This is a genomic window from Streptomyces chumphonensis (assembly GCF_014779715.1).
GTDB classification, from domain to species: Bacteria; Actinomycetota; Actinomycetes; order Streptomycetales; family Streptomycetaceae; genus Streptomyces; species Streptomyces chumphonensis.
Genome location: NZ_JACXYU010000004.1, coordinates 200,040 through 217,384 on the forward strand (window position 1 = coordinate 200,040; position 17,345 = coordinate 217,384).

Consider the following 17,345-nt stretch of genomic DNA (forward strand, 5'->3'; position numbering starts at 1 on the left):
GCTCAGGGGCGGACCGCGTCCCGGCGCCCGTCAGCCGGGCTCAGGACTCGGCGCCGCCGAAGCGTTCGCGGTAGGACTCCAGGTCCTCCTCCGTGATCTTCGCGAACAGCACGGGCGGCACGGTGAACGGTGTGTCGGCCGGGACCGTGTCCAGGGACGTCGCCTGCTCGGCCGTCACCCAGGTCGCGGTGTCGTCGGGCAGGGCGAACGCGCCGCGCATCGCGGCGGACGTGGCCGGGATGACGGGTGCGGAGACGACGGCGTAGAGGTGGATGAGGTTCATCGCCGTGCGGAGGGTCAGGGCGGCGCCGTCGGCGTCCGTCTTGATCTCCAGCCAGGGCGCCTTCTCCTCCAGGTAGGCGTTGCCGGCCGACCACAGGGCGCGCAGCGCGGCGGCGGCCCGGCGGAACTGGAGTGCCTCCAGGTGCTCCTCGTACTCGGCCAGCAGGCGCGCGGCCTCCGCGCCCAGCCGCTCCTCCGCCGTCCCCGCCGGGTGCCCGGCCGGGACGGTGTCGCCGAAGCGCTTGCGGCTGAAGGACAGGACCCGGTTGACGAAGTTGCCGAGGGTGTCGGCGAGGTCCTTGTTGACCGTGGCGGCGAAGTGCTCCCAGGTGAAGGACGAGTCGTCGGACTCGGGGGCGGACGCGACGAGGAAGTAGCGCCAGTAGTCGGCCGGGAGCAGCTCCAGGGCGGCGTCGGTGAAGACGCCGCGCTTCTGCGACGTGGAGAACTTGCCGCCGTAGTACGTGAGCCAGTTGAAGCCCTTGACGACGTCGACCTTCTTCCACGGCTCGCGCACCCCGAGCTCGGTGGCCGGGAACATGACGGTGTGGAACGGGACGTTGTCCTTGGCCATGAACTGCGTGTAGCGCACGGTCGTGTCGGCGTCGTACCACCACGCCTTCCAGTCGCGGTTCTCACCGGCCGGGGCGGCGTCCGCCCACTCCTTCGTCGCGCCGATGTAGGCGATCGGGGCGTCGAACCAGACGTAGAAGACCTTGCCCTCGGCCGCGAGCCTCGGCCAGGTGTCGGCCGGGACGGGCACGCCCCAGTCCAGGTCGCGGGTGATCGCCCGGTCGTGCAGGCCCTCCGTCAGCCACTTGCGGGCGATGGAGGAGGAGAGCTGGGGCCACTGCTCCTCGTGCCGCGCCACCCAGGCCTCGACCTCGGGCTGGAGCTTCGACTGGAGGAGGAAGAGGTGCGTCGTCTCGCGCACCTCAAGCTCCGTGGCGCCGCTGATCGCGGAGCGGGGGTGCAGCAGGTCGGTCGGGTCGAGGACGCGGGTGCAGTGTTCGCACTGGTCGCCGCGGGCCCGCTCGTAGCCGCAGTGCGGGCAGGTGCCCTCCACGTACCGGTCGGGCAGGAAGCGGCCGTCGACGGGGGAGTACACCTGCCGTACGGCCCGCTCCTCGATGAACCCGTTCTCGTGGAGTCGACGGGCGAAGTGCTGCGTGATCTCGACGTTCTGCCGCGCGGAGCTGCGGCCGAAGTGGTCGAAGGCCAGGTCGAAGCCGTCGTAGACGGCCTTCTGGGCGTCGTGGGCCCGGGCGCAGAACGCGGCGACGGACAGGTCCGCCTCCTTGGCGGCGAGCTCGGCGGGGGTGCCGTGCTCGTCGGTGGCGCAGATGAAGAGGACGTCGTGGCCCCGCCGGCGGAGGTACCGGGCGTACACGTCCGCCGGAAGCATCGACCCGACCATGTTGCCCAGGTGCTTGATCCCGTTGATGTAGGGCAGCGCGCTGGTGATCAGGTGTCGAGCCATCCTCGGATGCTCCGTTTCGTGCGTCGGGGGCCGGCGGCGGTGCTCCGGCGGCGGTGCTCCGGCGGGGCCCGGGTCGGGGAGGGCCGGCTGGCGCGGTCCGGCGCCTGCGGAGCCGCCGCAATCGTAGGGCACCGGGAGCACGCCGCCCCGAGGCCGTTCGTCCCTCGGACGTCCGGGAGGGGCCCGCACGCGGTGACGGGGGAGCCTCAGCCGTCCGGACGGTCGGCGACGATCTCGTCGCGGACGGCGTCGTCACGGCGCAGGTGGACGCGCAGCAGGTCGCCCCGGCCGACGATGCCCCGCAGCCGGTCGGCCTCGTCCACGACGGGCGGTCGCTTGACGCCGTGGGCCGTCATGAGGCGGGCGGCCTCGGCCGCCGTCCACTCCGGGCGGGCGCACACCGCCGGGGCGGACATCACCTCCTCCGCCCTGCCGCCCTCGGTCTCGGCGCGCTCCCACTCCTGCGGGTGGACCACCGGGACGGGGCTCGACCGGTCCGCGTCGGCGGCGGCCTTGCGCAGCGGGTCCGCCTCCGAGACGACGCCCATGGGGCGGTCGAGGTCGTCGACGACGGGCACGGCGGTGCCGCTGTGCCCGGTGGTCTCCGCGAGCAGCCGGACGATCTCCCTGGAGGGCAGGTCCCGCGCGGCCCGTACGGCGTCCCGGGGCGGGATCTCCGCGACCGTACGGTGGTGCATCTCGCCTCCTTCGTTCGTGGTGCGGACGTCCCGGTCGTGGGCACGGTGGGCGTGGTGGCCGGTCGGCCCGGCGCGCGCCCTACCGGCATGGTCGGAAGGGGACGGCGCTCACGCGCGCTCAGAGCGGCGATCGGCAGACACGGGCCCCTCGCCCGGCCCCTCTACACTGACCCTGGGGTGGAGTCTCGACTCCTCGGCGTGCCGGTTCCTCCGGCCGCGCGGTGGCCGCTCCCGCGGTGGCCGTCGTCGCAGTGGTTGCCGTCGGCGGGCCCGTGGCCCGGCCGCCCCGACGTGTAGAACTGACTGGGAAGGGTGTGTCGGCGTGACGCGCTATGGGTCTCCGCTCCCGGAGAAGCCCTCACTCGACGGACTGGAAGCGAAGTGGTCGAGTTTCTGGAGCGAGGCGGAGGTATACCGCTTCGACCGTCCGGGCAGCCGTGACGCCGTCTTCTCCATCGACACCCCGCCGCCCACGGTCAGCGGTTCGCTGCACGTCGGGCACGTGTTCTCGTACACGCACACGGACATCGTCGCGCGCTTCCAGCGCATGCGCGGCAAGCACGTCTTCTACCCGATGGGGTGGGACGACAACGGGCTGCCGACCGAGCGCCGGGTGCAGAACTACTACGGCGTGCGCTGCGACCCCTCGCTGCCCTACGACGCCGACTTCACGCCGCCGACGCCGGTGTCCGAGCGGACGGGCAAGGACAAGAAGGCCCCCGCGGTCAGCATCTCCCGGCAGAACTTCGTGGAGCTGTGCGAGCGGCTGACGACGGAGGACGAGCTGGTCTTCGAGGAGCTCTGGCGCAAGCTGGGGCTCTCGGTGGACTGGTCGACGACGTACACGACGATCGGCAAGGAGGCCCAGCGGGTCTCCCAGGCGGCCTTCCTGCGGCTGCTGGCCCACGGCGAGGTCTACCAGGCCGAGGCGCCCACGATGTGGGACGTCTCCTTCCAGACCGCCGTCGCCAACGCCGAGGTCGTCGACAAGGAGGTCGCGGGCGCCTACCACCGCATCGCGTTCCAGCACGGTGCGGAGGACGTCTGCATCGAGACGACGCGGCCGGAGCTGCTCCCGGCCTGTGTCGCGCTGGTGGCGCACCCGGACGACGAGCGGTACCAGCCGCTGTTCGGCCAGGAGGTCGTCTCGCCGCTCTTCGGCGTGCGGGTGCCGGTCGTGGCGCACGAGGCCGCCGACCCGGAGAAGGGCAGCGGCATCGCCATGATCTGCACCTTCGGCGACATGACGGACGTCATGTGGTGGCGGGAGTTCCGGCTGCCCAGCCGGACGGTCGTGGGCCGCAACGGGCGGCTGCTGCCGGTCGACTTCGCGGCGCTGCCGACGGAGGACGCCGCGCGGGCCCAGGGCGTCTACGACCAGCTCGTCGGCAAGACCGTGCACACCGCGCGGGAGCTGCTGGTCGAGGAGCTGCGCCGGGACGGCAGCCTGATCGGGGAGCTGCGGCCCACCACGCGGGCGGTGAAGTTCTTCGAGAAGGGCGACAAGCCCCTGGAGATCGTCAGCAGCCGGCAGTGGTTCATCAAGACGGTCGACCACCGGGAGGCGCTGCTGGCGCGCGGTGACGAGATCGCCTGGCACCCCCCGCACATGCAGTCGCGCTACAGCGACTGGGTGAAGGGCGTCAACATCGACTGGCTCGTCAGCCGGCAGCGCTTCTTCGGGGTGCCGTTCCCCGTCTGGTACGCGCTGGACGAGGCCGGTGAGCCGGATCGGGGCGAGCCGATCGTGCCGGAGGAGTCGACGCTGCCCGTCGACCCGTCCAGCGACTGCCCGCCCGGGTACACCGAGGACCAGCGCAACAAGCCGAACGGCTTCATGGGCGAGCCGGACGTCATGGACACCTGGGCGACGTCCTCGCTGAGCCCGCAGCTCGCCTGCGGCTGGCTCTCGGACCCGGAGCTGTTCGCGCAGGTCTACCCGATGGACCTGCGTCCGCAGGCGCACGACATCATCCGCACGTGGCTGTTCACCACCGTGGTCCGCTCCCACCTGGAGGCGGGCACCACGCCGTGGAGGCACGCCGCGCTCTCCGGCTGGATCCTCGACCCCGACCGCAAGAAGATGTCGAAGTCGCAGGGCAACGTCGTCACGCCGGGGCACCTGCTCGACGAGTACGGCGCGGACGCCGTCCGCTACTGGGCGGCCAGCGGCCGGCCGGGGACGGACACGGCGTTCGACCCGCAGCAGATGAAGATCGGCCGGCGGCTGGCCATGAAGCTGCTCAACGCGAGCCGCTTCGTGCTGTCGCTGCCCGCCCCGGGGCCCGACGCGGCGACGACGGACCCGCTGGACCGCGCGCTGCTGGCCAAGCTCGCCCAGACGGTGGAGGGCGCCACGGCCGCCCTGGAGGGCTTCGACTACACCTCCGCGCTGGACGGCATCGAGCGGTTCTTCTGGTTCTTCTGCGACAACTACCTGGAGCTCGTCAAGGAGCGCGCCTACGGCAAGGGTGACGTGGCGGGCGCCGAGTCGGCCCGCGTCACGCTGCGGCGTGCGCTGGACGTCGTGACCCGGCTCCTGGCGCCCGTGCTGCCCTACACGGCGGAGGAGACGTGGTCGTGGACGCACGACGCCACCGTCCACCGCGCCGCCTGGCCGACGGTCGCCGAGCTCGGTCCGGGCGCCGGGGAGGGACGGCCGGAGCCCGCCGACGTCGCCGCGGCGGCGATCGCCGCCGTCCGCAAGGCCAAGTCGACCGCCAAGGTGTCGATGCGTGCGGAGGTCGCGCGGCTCGTCGTGCGGGCGCCGGACGCGGTGCTGGCGGACGTGCGGCTGGTGAGCGAGGACCTCATGGCGGCGGGCAAGGTCGCCGAGGTCGAGTACCGGGCCGAGGCGGACGGTGAGCTGGCGGTCGAGGTGGAGCTCGCGGAGCGTCCCGACGGCGAGGCGTGACCCCGGGTTCGTCCGGCGTGTGGACGGCGGAGTGCCGGTGCCCCTGCGGCGCCGGTGCTCCGCCGTTCGGCGTCGGGCGGCCCGCCCCCGCGGGCGCGGGGCGCGTTCAGCGGCGGGAGTCCTTGCGCTGGTTCTCGGCGGGGAGGAAGGCGTCCGGGTTGACGTAGCGGACCCGGCGCAGCCACAGGGCGCCGCCTCCGACGGTCGCGCCGGCGAAGCCCGCCAGGGTCAGCAGCAGGAGGAGCGGGCGCAGGAAGGCGACGTCCAGGTGGCGGTACCCGGCCCAGCTCGCGACGCAGACGACCGTGCCCGCGAGGAAGAGGGCGAGGGAGCGCCAGGACATCCAGGTCCGCAGGGCCTCCACCGGGTCGCCCGGAACCCACAGGACCTGTGAGCGTCCGGCGCGCACGGAACCGCGCAGGTGGCCGAGGGCGTTGTCCGGCTCGCCGTCCGAGGTGAGTTCGAGGTACTCCCACAGGTCGGCCAGCGCCTCGTAGGTCTGCTGGTCGTCGTAGGTGAGCGCGTCCGGGTCGACCTTCTCGCCGCCGGCCGCCATGTGCTCCTCGGCGCGGCGCCGGAACTCCGCGTTGACGGCCTCCGTCGGTACGGGCGCCTCCCCGCCGAGGACGCGCCCCAACTCCCGGCAGAAGGAGGCGATGACCGGTTTGCGCACCCGTGCGTGGACGTCGCGCCTCAGGTCCTCCATGCCGCTCTCGCCGTAGGAGAGGTAGTCGCGCAGCACCACGGTGAGGGCGTGGTAGGTGGGTTCGGGCGCGGGGTCGGGCTGCTCGGTCACGGCGTCGTCCTTCTGTCGTTCCGCCCCCGGGCAGGGCGCTGCGTCGGCGAGTCGTGCCAGTGTATAGACGCTCCGGCGGGCCGCCCGTCGGTCCCGAAACCGGCTGCTAGTCTGGGCGCCTGTCCGCGAATGTATAGACACAGTCGTTCGGTGAGGGGGACCGCCGGCAGGTGGACAAGAAGCTGATCGTGGTCGGTGTCCTGCTGCTCGCGTTCCTCTTCGGCGGGGGCGGCATCCTCGTCGTGGGGATCGGGATCGTCGCGGGGATGGCCGGTTCGGTCAACGCGTTCTGGGACGAGGACGCGCAGGACGAGGACACCGGACCCCTCCCGCCCGGCACCGTCTGCGACCCCGGCGGGGAGAGCATCGCCGAGTACGTCCCCGGCTACGGCTACTACGTGGTCACCCCCGAGCAGATGGGGCACGCCGCCACGATCGTGCACGTCGGCGAGGGGAAGGACGTGCCGGAGAAGGGCCTCGTCATCGCCATCATGACGGCCCTCCAGGAGAGCAAGCTGGACAACCTGGACTACGGCGACCGCGACAGCCTCGGCCTCTTCCAGCAGCGCCCCTCGATGGGCTGGGGCTCGGAGGCCCAGGTCACCGACCCCGTGTACGCGGCCGGTGCCTTCTTCGGCGGACCCGAACCGCCCACCCCGCCCGGACTGTTGGACACCGCCGGCTGGGAGCAGATGGCGCACGGCGACGCGGCGCAGGCCGTGCAGCTGTCCGGGTTCCCCCGGGCGTACGACAAGTGGCAGAGCATATCCGGCAAGATCGTCGGTCGGGCCCAGGACATCGAGTGCGACGGGGTGGGCGTCGGCGGGGACGTGGGGAAGGTCATCCAGGCCGCCAGGAGCCAGCTCGGGGTCCAGTACTGCTGGGGCGGCGGCGACGCGAACGGTCCGACGTACACGCCGGACTGCCCGCGCGGCGTCTCGGAGGGGTTCGACTGCTCCGGGCTGACGCTGTACGCCTACGCCCAGGTGGGCATCACGCTCGGCCACTACACCGGCCTCCAGTGGAACGCCGGGAAGCGCGTGCGGACCTACGAGCAACTGCGCCCGGGCGACCTCATGTTCTACCGGCGCCAGGGCACCGACTACATCCACCATGTGAGCATGTACCTGGGTGATGACCAGATGATCCACGCGCCCCGCACGGGCAGCCCGGTGGAGATCGTGTCCGACGTCAGCAAGAGCTTCTACATGGACACGTTCATCGGCGGCTCCCGCCTCATCGAGGACGGCGACGACACCGCGCGGGCGTCCGTCCGGCCCGGGACGGCGACACCCGGGCTCACCGGGGACGGTGCGCCCGACCTCGCGCACCCGGCCCCGTGGGCGGCCCCGCGCGGTGAACGGGCCGTGGCGCGGGCCCGGAGGTCGGCATGAGCGCGCGCCCGGTGACGCGGCGCCGCCGCACCCGGCGCCCGGTGGCGGCCGCCTGGGCCGTCGGCGCACTGTGCTGTGCCCTGGCGCTGAGCGGCTGTTCCCAGGACGGCGGGGCGACCCCCGGCCCCTCACCGTCCGCCGACCGGGACGCCTCCGCAGCGCCCCGGCCGAGCCCCCCGGAGCCCTCCCCGGTGGACGACGCCGGCCCCGACCTCCCCGACGTCGACCGGACCGACCCGGAGCAGGTGGCCGCCGCCTTCGTCCACGGGTTCGTCCACCGCGCCCCGGACGACCCCACCGTCCGGGAGTACCTCCGCCTCGTCGAGCCGTTCACCACCGAACGGTTGCTGACCGAGCTGCGTGAGTCGACCGAGGAGTGGTGCGACCGGTCCTGCCGGGAGGAGCGGGAGCGCGGGGTGCGGGTGAGCGCCGACGCGGTCACCCCCGCGATCTCCGACGCGGCCCCGCGCACCGAGGACGAGGTCTGGGTGCAGGTCTCCTACGAGATGGCGTGGAGCTGGCCGGGCGGCGGCGACTCGATGCCCGCCGGAGTCTCGCTGAAACTGGTCCGGGCGGACGGGACGTGGCGGGTGGACCGGCGGACGACGGCGGGCTGACCGCCCGGTGGCGCCCGGTCGCCGGGGGCGGTGCGTGCGGCGTCAGCGCCCCGGCGGCGGGGCGGCGAACCCCTCGGCCAGGGCGGCCGCCAGGTCCATGTAGGCGCCCCGGGTGGCGGGGGAGACCCGGTCGTAGTGGATGGTGCCGCCCGCGTAGAGGTGCTGGTCGTAGGGGATCTGCACCACGTACGTGCACAGCTGGCGGAAGTAGTCCACGAGCGTCCTGACGTTGATGCCCGTCGTCTTCGGGGCGTCCATGGTGATCACGACGACGGCGTCGCGGACGAGGTGGGGGTAGCCCCGGGCGTGCACCTCGTCCAGCGTCTTCGCGGCGCGGCGGGCGGCGTCGAACCGGGGCGCGGCCACGACGAGCAGCCGGTCGGTGGCCGCGAGCGTCCCCCGCATGGCCGAGTGCCGCATACCGGTGCCGCTGTCGGTGATGATGATGTCGAAGGCGCGTTCCAGCACGTCCTGGCAGACCCGGTACTGCTCCTCGTCCAGGGTCTCGCTGAGGTCCGGGCTCTGCTCGCCGGCCGCCACCATGAGCCGTCCCGCCTGCCCGAGGTACTGACCGATGTGACCCGGCTCCGTCAGCCCCCGGGAACCGAGCCGGCGCTCCCGCAGTTCCGCGTTGATGAGGTCGCGCACGGTGGGCATGACGCGCTCCCCGAGGAGCCGGTCGGCGAGCGTGCCCGCGTGCGGGTTGGCGTCCACCGTGACGACCCGGTCGTCGCGGTAGCGGGCGAGCGTCAGCCCCAGCATCGCCGAGGTGGTCGTCTTGCCGACGCCGCCCTTGATGCTGGTCACACTCAGCCGGTACGGGCGCCGGACGGGGGTCGTCAGCCGTTCCAGGCGCTTGCGCTCGGCCGAGCCGGCGGCGCGCGCCCCGACGAGACCTCCGATCCGGCGCCAAGGCGCGCGGGGCGAGGGCGGTGCCGACGCGTGCTCCGTGTCGGAGCCCGCGGGGGCCGGCGCGGGGGCCGGGGCACGGCCGTCGGCCCGCCCGCGCGGGTCGAGCGGCGCGGGCGCGGGGGCCGGTGCGACGGCCGGGGCGGGGCCGGTGCCGGGGAGCGGCGCGGGACGGGGCGGTGGGAGCGGAACCCCGGCGGCGGGGACGGCGGGCGGGCCGTCGGTGGGCCGGGGGGCGTCGGGCCGGACGTCGGGGTTCCGGAGGTCGGGGGGCGGGAGGTCCGTGTGCGGCGCGGCCGGGGGCAGTTGACGGGCGTAGGCGGGCGGCAGTTCGTCGTCGTCCGGCTCCGGGTCGGTGACGCGGGCGCTGTCCAGTCGCAGCGCCAGGGTGGAGTCCCGGGAGGGGGGCGGTTGCGTCGTGCCCCGGGCGTCCCGGCGGCTCGCATCCCGCATCGCTTCTCCCCCCCTGCGTGGCGGCGGCGGTGCGCACGGGTGGCGGCACGCGCCGCGTCACCGCGTGAACACCGCGATCGGCCCGGCGTACCGCCGTGCTGTCACTTGGTGCGAGAGTACAACCCCATCAGGCGGCGGCTGACCGTCTCGGGGCGCGTGGGCGCACCGGTGGCGTACTTGACGAGCATCTCCTCCAGGATGGCCGTCAGGTTGGTCCCCTCCAGCTCGGCTCGCGCGTGGGCGATCGCCAGGTAGCGGGGCGGGAACCGGTTGACGACGGGCACCTTCCGGGCGGTCTCCGGCGGCAGCTCGGAGGGCACTTCCGCCCGCTTCGCCCCCTCCCGCTTCGGCGCCTGCGCCAGTTCGTTCCGGCGGCGCCTGCGCAGGACGCCGAGCGCCTCCTCCTCGGTGACGGGGCCACGCTTCGCGGTCCACTCCAGGGGCTCCAACTCGCCGGGGAGCGCTTCCGCCTCGTCCACGTCCGGCGACGGCGCGGGCACCGCGGCCACTTTGGTGGACAGCATCCGGCGTCGCTGGGAGCGGGGGCTCGCGGGGGTGTCGGCAGCACCCATGGGCAACATCTCCAGCATCTCGGTCGGCGGGTCCGGCTCAGCCGTTTCCATTCCTCCGCACATCTGACGCAATGTGTAGACAGTACCCCAGCTGCCGGTGTCCGGCCCACGCCGTCCGAAACCCGTCATACCCGCACGCTGTCCACGCACACGTGGCCGAGGACGGCCTCGTGGTCGAGGAACGCGCTGAAGAATCGATCCTCCGCATCCGGGGCGTCGAGGTCCAGGTCGAAGCCCACGCCCAGGAGCCCGCCCTCCTCGCCGGAGGCGGCGGAGCCCCAGGCGTCGGCGCCCGGCACCGGGGTGCCGCGTACCAGCCAGGGCACCCCCGCCACCGTCACGGTGACACCCGAGCCGCTCACCCAGGGGCGGACGAGCGGGGTGTCCGCGATCTCCAGGACGTCCTCCTCCGGCCCGGCGGCGGTGAAGCCCCAGACCTCGGTGAGGAACCGCACGTCGTCACGGGCGGCCACCGGCCCCGGCCGGGCGCCGAGCGCGGCCATGGCGACGTCCTGCGCGGTGAACAGGCCGTGCGGAAGCGCCAGCAGGAGCATCGGCTCGCCGCCGCCCGTCACCCCTCCGCAGACCCGGACCGACCACGCCTCGTCGGGTATCCCGAGCAGCGGCACCTCGGCCGTTCCGGACAGCCAGAAACGCTCTTCCATCGCACTTCCCCCGTGTCGTGCCTGGTCCTTCCGCGCTCCGCGCCGGGCGTGCCCCGGTCCGGCGCGAGTGCGTAACGCTACGTCAACCCCGTTTCAGGTCAACGTATTTCCACGCGCCCGGCGACTATAGAACCGCACAGGTGTGCGTACGCCACCGCCGTGCGACAGGCGGGTCACCGCTCTGCACCAGGGGTGGAGTGTGCGGCCGGGCCGCGCCCGGGACGCCGGGGCGTCAGGGCGCAGTCGTGGCGCGCAACCGCGCCAACCGGCGCTCGGCCAGCCTCAGATACCTCTCGCCCAGCCCCTCCGCCGCCGTCCGGGACCACAGCTCCACGAGCTTGTCCCCTATGCGGACGGCGTCCGGGCCGCCGCGCACCCGCCGCCAGCACACATGGGCGTTGGCGGCGTTCTGCCAGGTGAGTGAGTGATGCACCCCGGCGGTGCGCAGCCACTGAGCGGCGACGTCGACGTGGATCTCCGCCGCCTGCGCCCAGTCCTCGGACAGCACCGCGAGATGGCCCTGGACGCCGCGCACCTGCAGCGTGTGCGGGTGCGACTCGCCCTGCTGCGACGCCACCGACTGCTCCAACCCCGCGGCGAGTTCGGCCGCCTTGGTGAGCCGTCCGGCCTCGGCGGCCTCGCGGACGCGCAGCAGGATCTCCCGCAGCCGGGCGGGCGGGGGCGGGCTCTGCACGCCGGGTTCGAGGACGGGCCCGTCGGCGTGGCCGGGCCCGGCGGCGTCCGGCGGGTCGGCGAACATGCCCTCCGTCGGGAGGAGTTCGGGGCCGTCCTCGGCCCCGGGCCCCCACGCGCCCGTCGGCGGGACGAACGGCAGCGGCCCGTCGGCCTCCTCCACCCGGCCGTCCGGGTACAGGAGCGCGGCCCAACCGGTGCCGTCCGGCTCGACGGCGGTCGCCCGCACGGGGTGCGACAGCACGCTGACGATCTCCATCGCCGTGTGCACGGCCGCCATCCGCAGGCCCGTCGTCCCGGCGGCGTCCGGCACCTCCACCGGGACGCCCGCCACGTCGGCCGTGCCGTCCGCCCGCAGCACGATGGGGAGCGGCGCGTAGCGCGCGGGGTCGGGGCGGAGGCCGGCGGTCATGGCGTCTTCTCCTTGGTCCACGGCTGCCCGGCGCCGGGTTCGGCGGGGGCGGCGCCGTCCAGCCTAACGGCCTGGTCGGGAGAGGCGACGGCTGGTCACGGCCCTGTCGGAGAGGGCGGCTTCCGTACACTGTCCGAGAGGAACGAGGGGGACGATGAGTACGAACGGCTGGTCTGACATGGCGATTTGGCTGGAACTCGCAGTGCGCGCGGTGGGGCCCCTGCACGGCCGGGAGTACACCGAGTGGCTCGCGGAGGTCGACCGCGTGGCACTCGATCTGAGAGTGAAGGCCGCTGCGGGGAAGGCGTTCGCCGGGCACGCCGCCGACCTCGCCGACTGCCTCCCGGTCGAGGGAGTCCTGCTGCACGCCGGGGTGGACGGTGAGCACGGTCGCCTCGTCGTGCGGGTGCCGGACCCGTCCACCGGCGAGACCGGCGAACGCATCCTGTACACCGAGCCGTTGACGCTGCGCCGGGGTCAGGAGACGCTGCGGGCCGCCCGGTCGGGCATCGGCCGGTGGACACGCCTGCTCATCGAGGACGCCCCGGAGGACGAGGCCCGGGTCCTGTACGTGACGGGGGACGGCCCGGACGAGGTCCCGGACGACGGCCCGGACGAGGTCCCGGTCGGTGCGGCACCGCAGGTGCGCGAGCCCGAGCCGGAGGAGCCCCCGCATGGGCCCGGGCCGGTGCGGGCCGCGCGGGAGCAGGAGGCGTCCGCACCGGTCGAGGCGCGTCGGACCGGGGGGTACGAGGCCGCCGCGACCCCCGCGCCCCTCGGGGTATCGTCTGCCGCCGAGGCGCCACGCCACACCGCCGAGGCGTCACGCCACACCGCCGAGCCGGCCCCGGCGCCCGTCGACGAGCCCGCGGAGGAGCCCGCCGGGTCGCCGACCGTGGAGCCGTCCACGATGATCCTGCCCGCGGCCGCCCTGCGGGAGCGGGCCCGGGCCGCCCGTGCGGCCGCCCCCGCGCCCGCCGCCCCGCCCGCCGAACGGCGGCTGCCGGAACCCGCGCGGGAGCCCGCGCCGGAGCCCGTCCGGCCGCTCGCGCCGCCTCCGCGCCCGGCTCCGCTGCCGACCGAGGGCGAGCGGGCGCCCGTGCCGGAGGAGCAGCCCGAGGCGGCGGCCCCCTCCGTGCCCGCGCCGCCGCCCGCCACCGCCGCTCCCCTGTGGGAGGACGGCTCGGTGGTCGTCTGGCGCAACATCGATCGCGCCTGGTCCCGGGCCTACCGGACGTCGTGCCTGCTGGCCCTGCGCGACCGTGCGATCGTCGACGGCGCGGGGCGGGTGCTGAACCTCGACGAACTCGTGGACCTCGCGCGTCAGTCGCCCGAGCCGGACACGCCGCGCGGCCGGGACCTCGTCGCCCGCTACCCGGCCTGACGCCGCGCGCGCAGGTGGCGGACGGCCCGTCGGCCGCGTTCCTCACCGCGCGCCCACAGGACGGCGGCGGCGGCGAGCAGGGCTCCCGCGAGCCCGGCCCGTCCGCCGAGGGCCGCCTCGGCCAGCGCCCCCACGACGGTCGAGGCGAGGAACGTCCAGGCCAGGGTGCGCCATCGGGCCGTCCGGGGCGGGTAGAGGTGGACGGCGACGAGGGCGCACACGGCGATTCCGGCCGCGGCGACGAGGGTCTGGGCGGAGTACTGCGGCCAGGCCGCCAGCAGCCGCGCCTGCTCGCGCAGCAGGGCGATCCACGCGACGAAGGCGCACGCCACCTTCAGGTGCGCCCCCAGGTTCCGCCCCCTGTCGCGTCCCGCGCCGTGTCCGGTGTCGCGCGGGCCCGCGACGGCGCGGGCGCGGGCCGTGCGCGTGGCGCTCCGCCGGTCGTCGTGCCGGGACATGTGCGGTCCTCTCCGTCCTACGGGGTCTGCTCGCCGGTCTCCACCGAGGCGACCAGCCAGCCCTCCGCGGCGTCCCGTACGAGGTGGACGAGGACGCGCCGTTCGGTGCCGTCCGCCGCTCCCGCGCCCGTCGCGGCGAAGGTCACCTCGACCGTCGCCCGGTCGGAGTCCTCGGAACCGTCGTCCGTCCCCGGGCCCCGGACCGTCTCGACGCGTGTCACGCGCGGTGCGGGGAACGGCCGGTCGCCGTCCGGGTCGCTCCACTCGGCGGCGAAGTGCCCGACGATGGTGTCACGTTCGCCCGGGAGGACGCGTGGCAGGTCGGTGCCGAAGCCCCTGGTCGAGACCTCCCGCGGGTCGAGCCCGGCGAACCCGGTCGCGAACGCCCGGACCACCGTGCTCGGTGCGGAGTCGGTGGCGAGTTCCCGGTACAGCACCTCGCCTGGACGCGGCACGTAGATCGGGGCCACCGGCGGCGGGGGCGGCCCGCCCTCCTCGCCGGGCCCGGGCGGAGCCACCGGTGCGGGGCGGTTCTGGGTGGCGACGATGTTCAGGCCGAAGCCGAGGAGGACCAGGGCCATGATGAGCTTGGCGACGAGCCGTCCGCGGTGGGTCATGACGGGCTCCCCGTGTTCTGGGCCCTGCGTACCGCCTCCAGGGCCTGCGTGAGCTGTTCCTGCGGCGCCCTCGCGTTGGCCACGACGCCGCGCAGGTCGTTCAGGGCGGTGGACATCGTGGTGCCCACCGGGACCTGCTGCGCGAGCTGCTCGACGCGCATCAGGTACTGCATGCGGTCGCGTGCCGTGGAGTCGGGCGTGAGGGAGCCCCGGCTCAACTCGCTCGCGACGTCGACCCGGACCCGCGACGGTTCGCTGGAGGGCAGCCCCACCACGTCGATGCGGTCGGGGATGCCGTGGACGGACACCGCGCGGGCCGCCTCCTGCCGGGCGACCGCCGTGTTGGGGTCGCCGGACGCCACCTGGAGGGCGAGGGCCCGCAGCGCGAAGCCGGCGTGGTGGGTGTTGTCGATGTGGGCGGCGTTGTCGTACATGCCGAGCACGCGGTCGAGGTTGGCGGCGGCGGCCTGGTTGTCCGCCAGCCCGTGCTGTGCCAGGAGCTCCGGCCCCTGCGCGGTGGCCCGCACCCCGCGTTCGGGGTTGACGACGCCGAGGTTGCGGCTGCGGACGTTGTCGGGGTGCTGCGGGTCGTCCGGGTGGACCCAGCCGGTGCGCGGGTCGCGGAGCCGGTCGAAGTGGTGCCGTTCCAACCGGTCCGCACCGGCACCGTCGCCGCGTGCCCGGCGTTCGTCGACGCCGTCCCGTGCGGCGTCGTCGATGTCGTCGTGGACGCGGCGCCGCCGCCGGTGGGCGAGCCCCTCGCGGGCCGCCGGGTCGTCGCGCAGGGCCTCCGTCCGCTCCCGCCGCTCCCGCCGCTCCTCGGAGGCGTTGAAGGAGTCGACGCCGGTCCGCCGGCCCGCGAACGCGGTGCGGGTGCGGCGTCCGACGTCGGGGAAGGTCTGGGCCAGCCCCAGGCCGGCGGCCTTGAACCCGTCGGCGGCGGAGAGCCGCTGGCCGGAGGCGGCGGCGGTGCTGGCGGCGCCGCCGACGGCCATGGCGGCACTGGCGCCGCCGGTGGCCACGGCCATGCCGACCGTCGCCGCGCCCTGCGCCGTCTTCCGGGCGAAGTCGGACGCGACGCCCTCGATGGCGCCGCCCGCCGCCTTGTCGCCGACGGCCATGCCGGAGAGGGCCCGCAGCGTGGGGCGGGCGTAGACGCCGAACATCACGGTCATCAGGGCGCAGGTGAGGACCTTGAGCACCCAGTTCTGCTCACCGCCCGGTGCCAGGATCAGCGTGTACATGTAGGTGATGATCACCAGGCCGAGGCTCCAGCCGACCTGCCGGAAGAGGTTGGCGAGGATCAGCTCGCCCAGCTTGATCGCCGCGACCCGGGACGGTCCGGGGAAGATGCCCATCAGGAGGTAGAAGGGCGCGAAGATCATCAGCACGAACACGCCGAGCTTGGCGGCGAGCAGCATGGCGCAGATGAAGTAGACGGCGCTGTTGATGACCAGGCCGCCCATGATGCTCATGGCGGCGGCGGACAGGCGGGCCGAGAAGTCACCGCCGCCGGCGATCTTGAGGGTCGTCTCGTCCTCGGCCCTGACCTGCCGCTCGTCGCTGGAGAAGAAGCCGGTGTCCGGTCCCCAGCAGACCCGGAAGTTCTCGTCCCCGTCGGCGTGGCAGAGGTCGTTGGCCCACAGCTTCAGGTACGGGATGTCGTTCACGTACCCCCCGTCCCAGGGCTTGCTGCCGGACTTCGACTCGCCGCCGACCTCGTCGCCGTCGCCGTTCCACTGGGCGATGCGCCGCATGAGCACGGCGCCCTCCTCGTCGAGGGAGCCGTCCTCGTCGGTGCCGATGAACTGGGCGTTGAGCATCTGCGGGCCCCACTTCTCGGCCGCCGCACCGTTGTTCCCCACCTGGCCGTACAACCAGGGCTGGTACACCAGCGGCACCCACAGGGCGTCCTGGACGCACGCGGCGGCGGCGTCGGCCGAGGGGCCGTCGCGCTGCGGCGCGTCGGACCCCCCGCCCTCCTCGCGGGGGGAGAGGGAGGACCCGTTGCAGACGGACGTCTGGTCGGCGCCGCCGGTCACGGGGATGTTCGCCAGGGACTGGTAGCCGGTCGCCGTGATGTCTCCGACGAGCCCGTTGATCTTGGTTCCGAGCAGGGTGGGGTTGGCCGCGAACCAGAAGAAGAGGCCGGCGATGAGACCCATCCAGCCGACGCCCTTGAGGACCGCCGACACCCGCCCGGCCGGCCCCCAGTGTTTGACCCCCAGGTAGACGGCGCCGAGCACGCCGACCAGGCCCAGGTAGGCCCCGGCGATGTCGGACACGGCCCCGGCGACGTGCCCCACGGGTTCGTTGAGGAAGGAGAAGGGGTCCTCGCCGAAGGACCAGCCCACCAGCGCCATGGTGAACGTCGCGAAGGTCTTCGAGGCGTTGAAGATCATGTTGGGGACGAAGTTGACGTACCGGTTCACCGAGAAGCAGCCGGGGTCCCAGCCGTACACGTGCCAGCTGAGGCCGGCCATCCCGTAGCGGTGGTAGGACGCGTCCGGGCCGTCGTAGCGTTCGTCGCCCGAGGGGATGTACGTTCCGGCGTCCTTGACGAAGCCGTCGGCCCGGTCGAGTGCGAAGAAGGCCTCCAGTCCGGAGGACCTGGCCTCGGGTATCGGTACGTTGACGGGCCCGCAGGCCGCCTCGATGTCGTCGGTGATGGCCATCGACGGCGTGGCCATGGTGAACCACAGCGTGAAGGCGGAGACGACCATCAGGAACAGGGCGCCGACGCGTCGGGCCACCCGCCGCGAGCCGCTGCGCTCCGCTCCCCGGTCCGGACGTCCGCCCGAGGGCGCGGGGGCGTCGCGGAACGAGGTCAGCCTGGTGCGGGGCGCAGTCGTCGGGGCGTTGGCCATGCGGATCCCTCACTGCCGGGGCCGGGGGCCCGCTGGCGGGGCCGAACGCCCCTCTTCACCTAGTGTCTATACACTGGGTACGTTAGCACGCGGGGCGCGGGTGGAGTTGAGGCACCGTCAGCGGTCGACGGGGG

13 protein-coding genes and 1 pseudogene are annotated in these 17,345 nt (G+C 74.0%); 4 read left to right on the forward strand and 10 right to left on the reverse strand.

Features of this window, described 5'->3' with window-relative positions:
* Positions 1-40: 40 nt before the first annotated feature.
* Positions 41-1,762, reverse strand: coding sequence for a methionine--tRNA ligase (gene metG, locus IF129_RS10860; protein ID WP_191209351.1), 1,722 nt, complete (start codon positions 1,760-1,762; stop codon positions 41-43).
* Positions 1,763-1,983: 221 nt separating this feature from the next.
* Positions 1,984-2,460, reverse strand: a pseudogene (locus IF129_RS10865) (CBS domain-containing protein); the annotation flags it as partial.
* 322 nt (positions 2,461-2,782) lie between these two features.
* Here IF129_RS10865 and valS point away from each other — a divergent pair.
* Positions 2,783-5,374 (forward strand): valine--tRNA ligase, encoded by a 2,592-nt coding sequence (gene valS, locus IF129_RS10870; protein ID WP_191209353.1) that lies wholly within the window; start codon positions 2,783-2,785, stop codon positions 5,372-5,374.
* Between the two features lie 106 nt (positions 5,375-5,480).
* On the opposite strand, the gene IF129_RS10875 is transcribed toward valS, so the two are convergent.
* Positions 5,481-6,170, reverse strand: a complete 690-nt coding sequence (locus IF129_RS10875) for a hypothetical protein (protein WP_191209354.1) — start codon at positions 6,168-6,170, stop codon at positions 5,481-5,483.
* A 170-nt stretch (positions 6,171-6,340) separates the two neighbouring features.
* On the opposite strand from IF129_RS10875, the gene IF129_RS10880 reads away from it, so the two are divergent.
* Together IF129_RS10880 and IF129_RS10885 are read left to right on the forward strand one after the other, a co-directional pair.
* On the forward strand, positions 6,341-7,564 hold the full coding sequence (locus tag IF129_RS10880) for a C40 family peptidase (RefSeq protein ID WP_191209355.1): 1,224 nt from the start codon (positions 6,341-6,343) through the stop codon (positions 7,562-7,564).
* Positions 7,561-8,181, forward strand: coding sequence for a hypothetical protein (locus tag IF129_RS10885; RefSeq protein ID WP_191209356.1), 621 nt, complete (start codon positions 7,561-7,563; stop codon positions 8,179-8,181). The genes IF129_RS10880 and IF129_RS10885 overlap by 4 nt, the downstream gene beginning before the upstream one ends.
* Before the next feature lie 42 nt (positions 8,182-8,223).
* Here IF129_RS10885 and IF129_RS26705 read toward each other — a convergent pair whose 3' ends face one another.
* The 4 genes from IF129_RS26705 to IF129_RS10905 all read right to left on the reverse strand — a co-directional run bounded on the left by IF129_RS26705 (position 8,224) and on the right by IF129_RS10905 (position 11,885).
* Entirely contained in the window at positions 8,224-9,543 is a 1,320-nt protein-coding gene (locus tag IF129_RS26705) for a MinD/ParA family ATP-binding protein (protein ID WP_191209357.1), read from the reverse strand.
* Positions 9,544-9,644: 101 nt separating this feature from the next.
* Positions 9,645-10,166, reverse strand: a complete 522-nt coding sequence (locus IF129_RS10895; RefSeq protein ID WP_191209358.1) for a hypothetical protein — start codon at positions 10,164-10,166, stop codon at positions 9,645-9,647.
* Between the two features lie 74 nt (positions 10,167-10,240).
* A complete protein-coding gene (locus IF129_RS10900; protein WP_191209359.1) occupies positions 10,241-10,780 on the reverse strand; it encodes a hypothetical protein in 540 nt (179 codons plus the stop codon).
* A gap of 232 nt (positions 10,781-11,012) precedes the next feature.
* Positions 11,013-11,885 carry a hypothetical protein gene (locus IF129_RS10905; protein WP_191209360.1) on the reverse strand — a complete coding sequence of 291 codons (873 nt, stop codon included), beginning with the start codon at positions 11,883-11,885 and terminating at the stop codon, positions 11,013-11,015.
* A gap of 178 nt (positions 11,886-12,063) precedes the next feature.
* Here IF129_RS10905 and IF129_RS10910 point away from each other — a divergent pair, with 178 nt between their 5' ends.
* Positions 12,064-13,269 carry a hypothetical protein gene (locus tag IF129_RS10910; RefSeq protein ID WP_191209361.1) on the forward strand — a complete coding sequence of 402 codons (1,206 nt, stop codon included), beginning with the start codon at positions 12,064-12,066 and terminating at the stop codon, positions 13,267-13,269.
* Here the strand turns inward: IF129_RS10910 and IF129_RS10915 are convergent.
* From IF129_RS10915 to IF129_RS10925, 3 genes are read right to left on the reverse strand one after another with little or no spacing between them, the layout of a single operon-like run.
* A complete protein-coding gene (locus tag IF129_RS10915) occupies positions 13,257-13,727 on the reverse strand; it encodes a hypothetical protein (protein WP_191209362.1) in 471 nt (156 codons plus the stop codon). The genes IF129_RS10910 and IF129_RS10915 overlap by 13 nt on opposite strands.
* 17 nt (positions 13,728-13,744) lie before the next feature.
* Positions 13,745-14,344, reverse strand: a complete 600-nt coding sequence (locus IF129_RS10920; protein WP_191209363.1) for a hypothetical protein — start codon at positions 14,342-14,344, stop codon at positions 13,745-13,747.
* On the reverse strand, positions 14,341-17,211 hold the full coding sequence (locus IF129_RS10925; protein ID WP_191209364.1) for a hypothetical protein: 2,871 nt from the start codon (positions 17,209-17,211) through the stop codon (positions 14,341-14,343). Before IF129_RS10925 ends, IF129_RS10920 begins: the two co-directional genes overlap by 4 nt.
* Positions 17,212-17,345 lie beyond the last annotated feature (134 nt).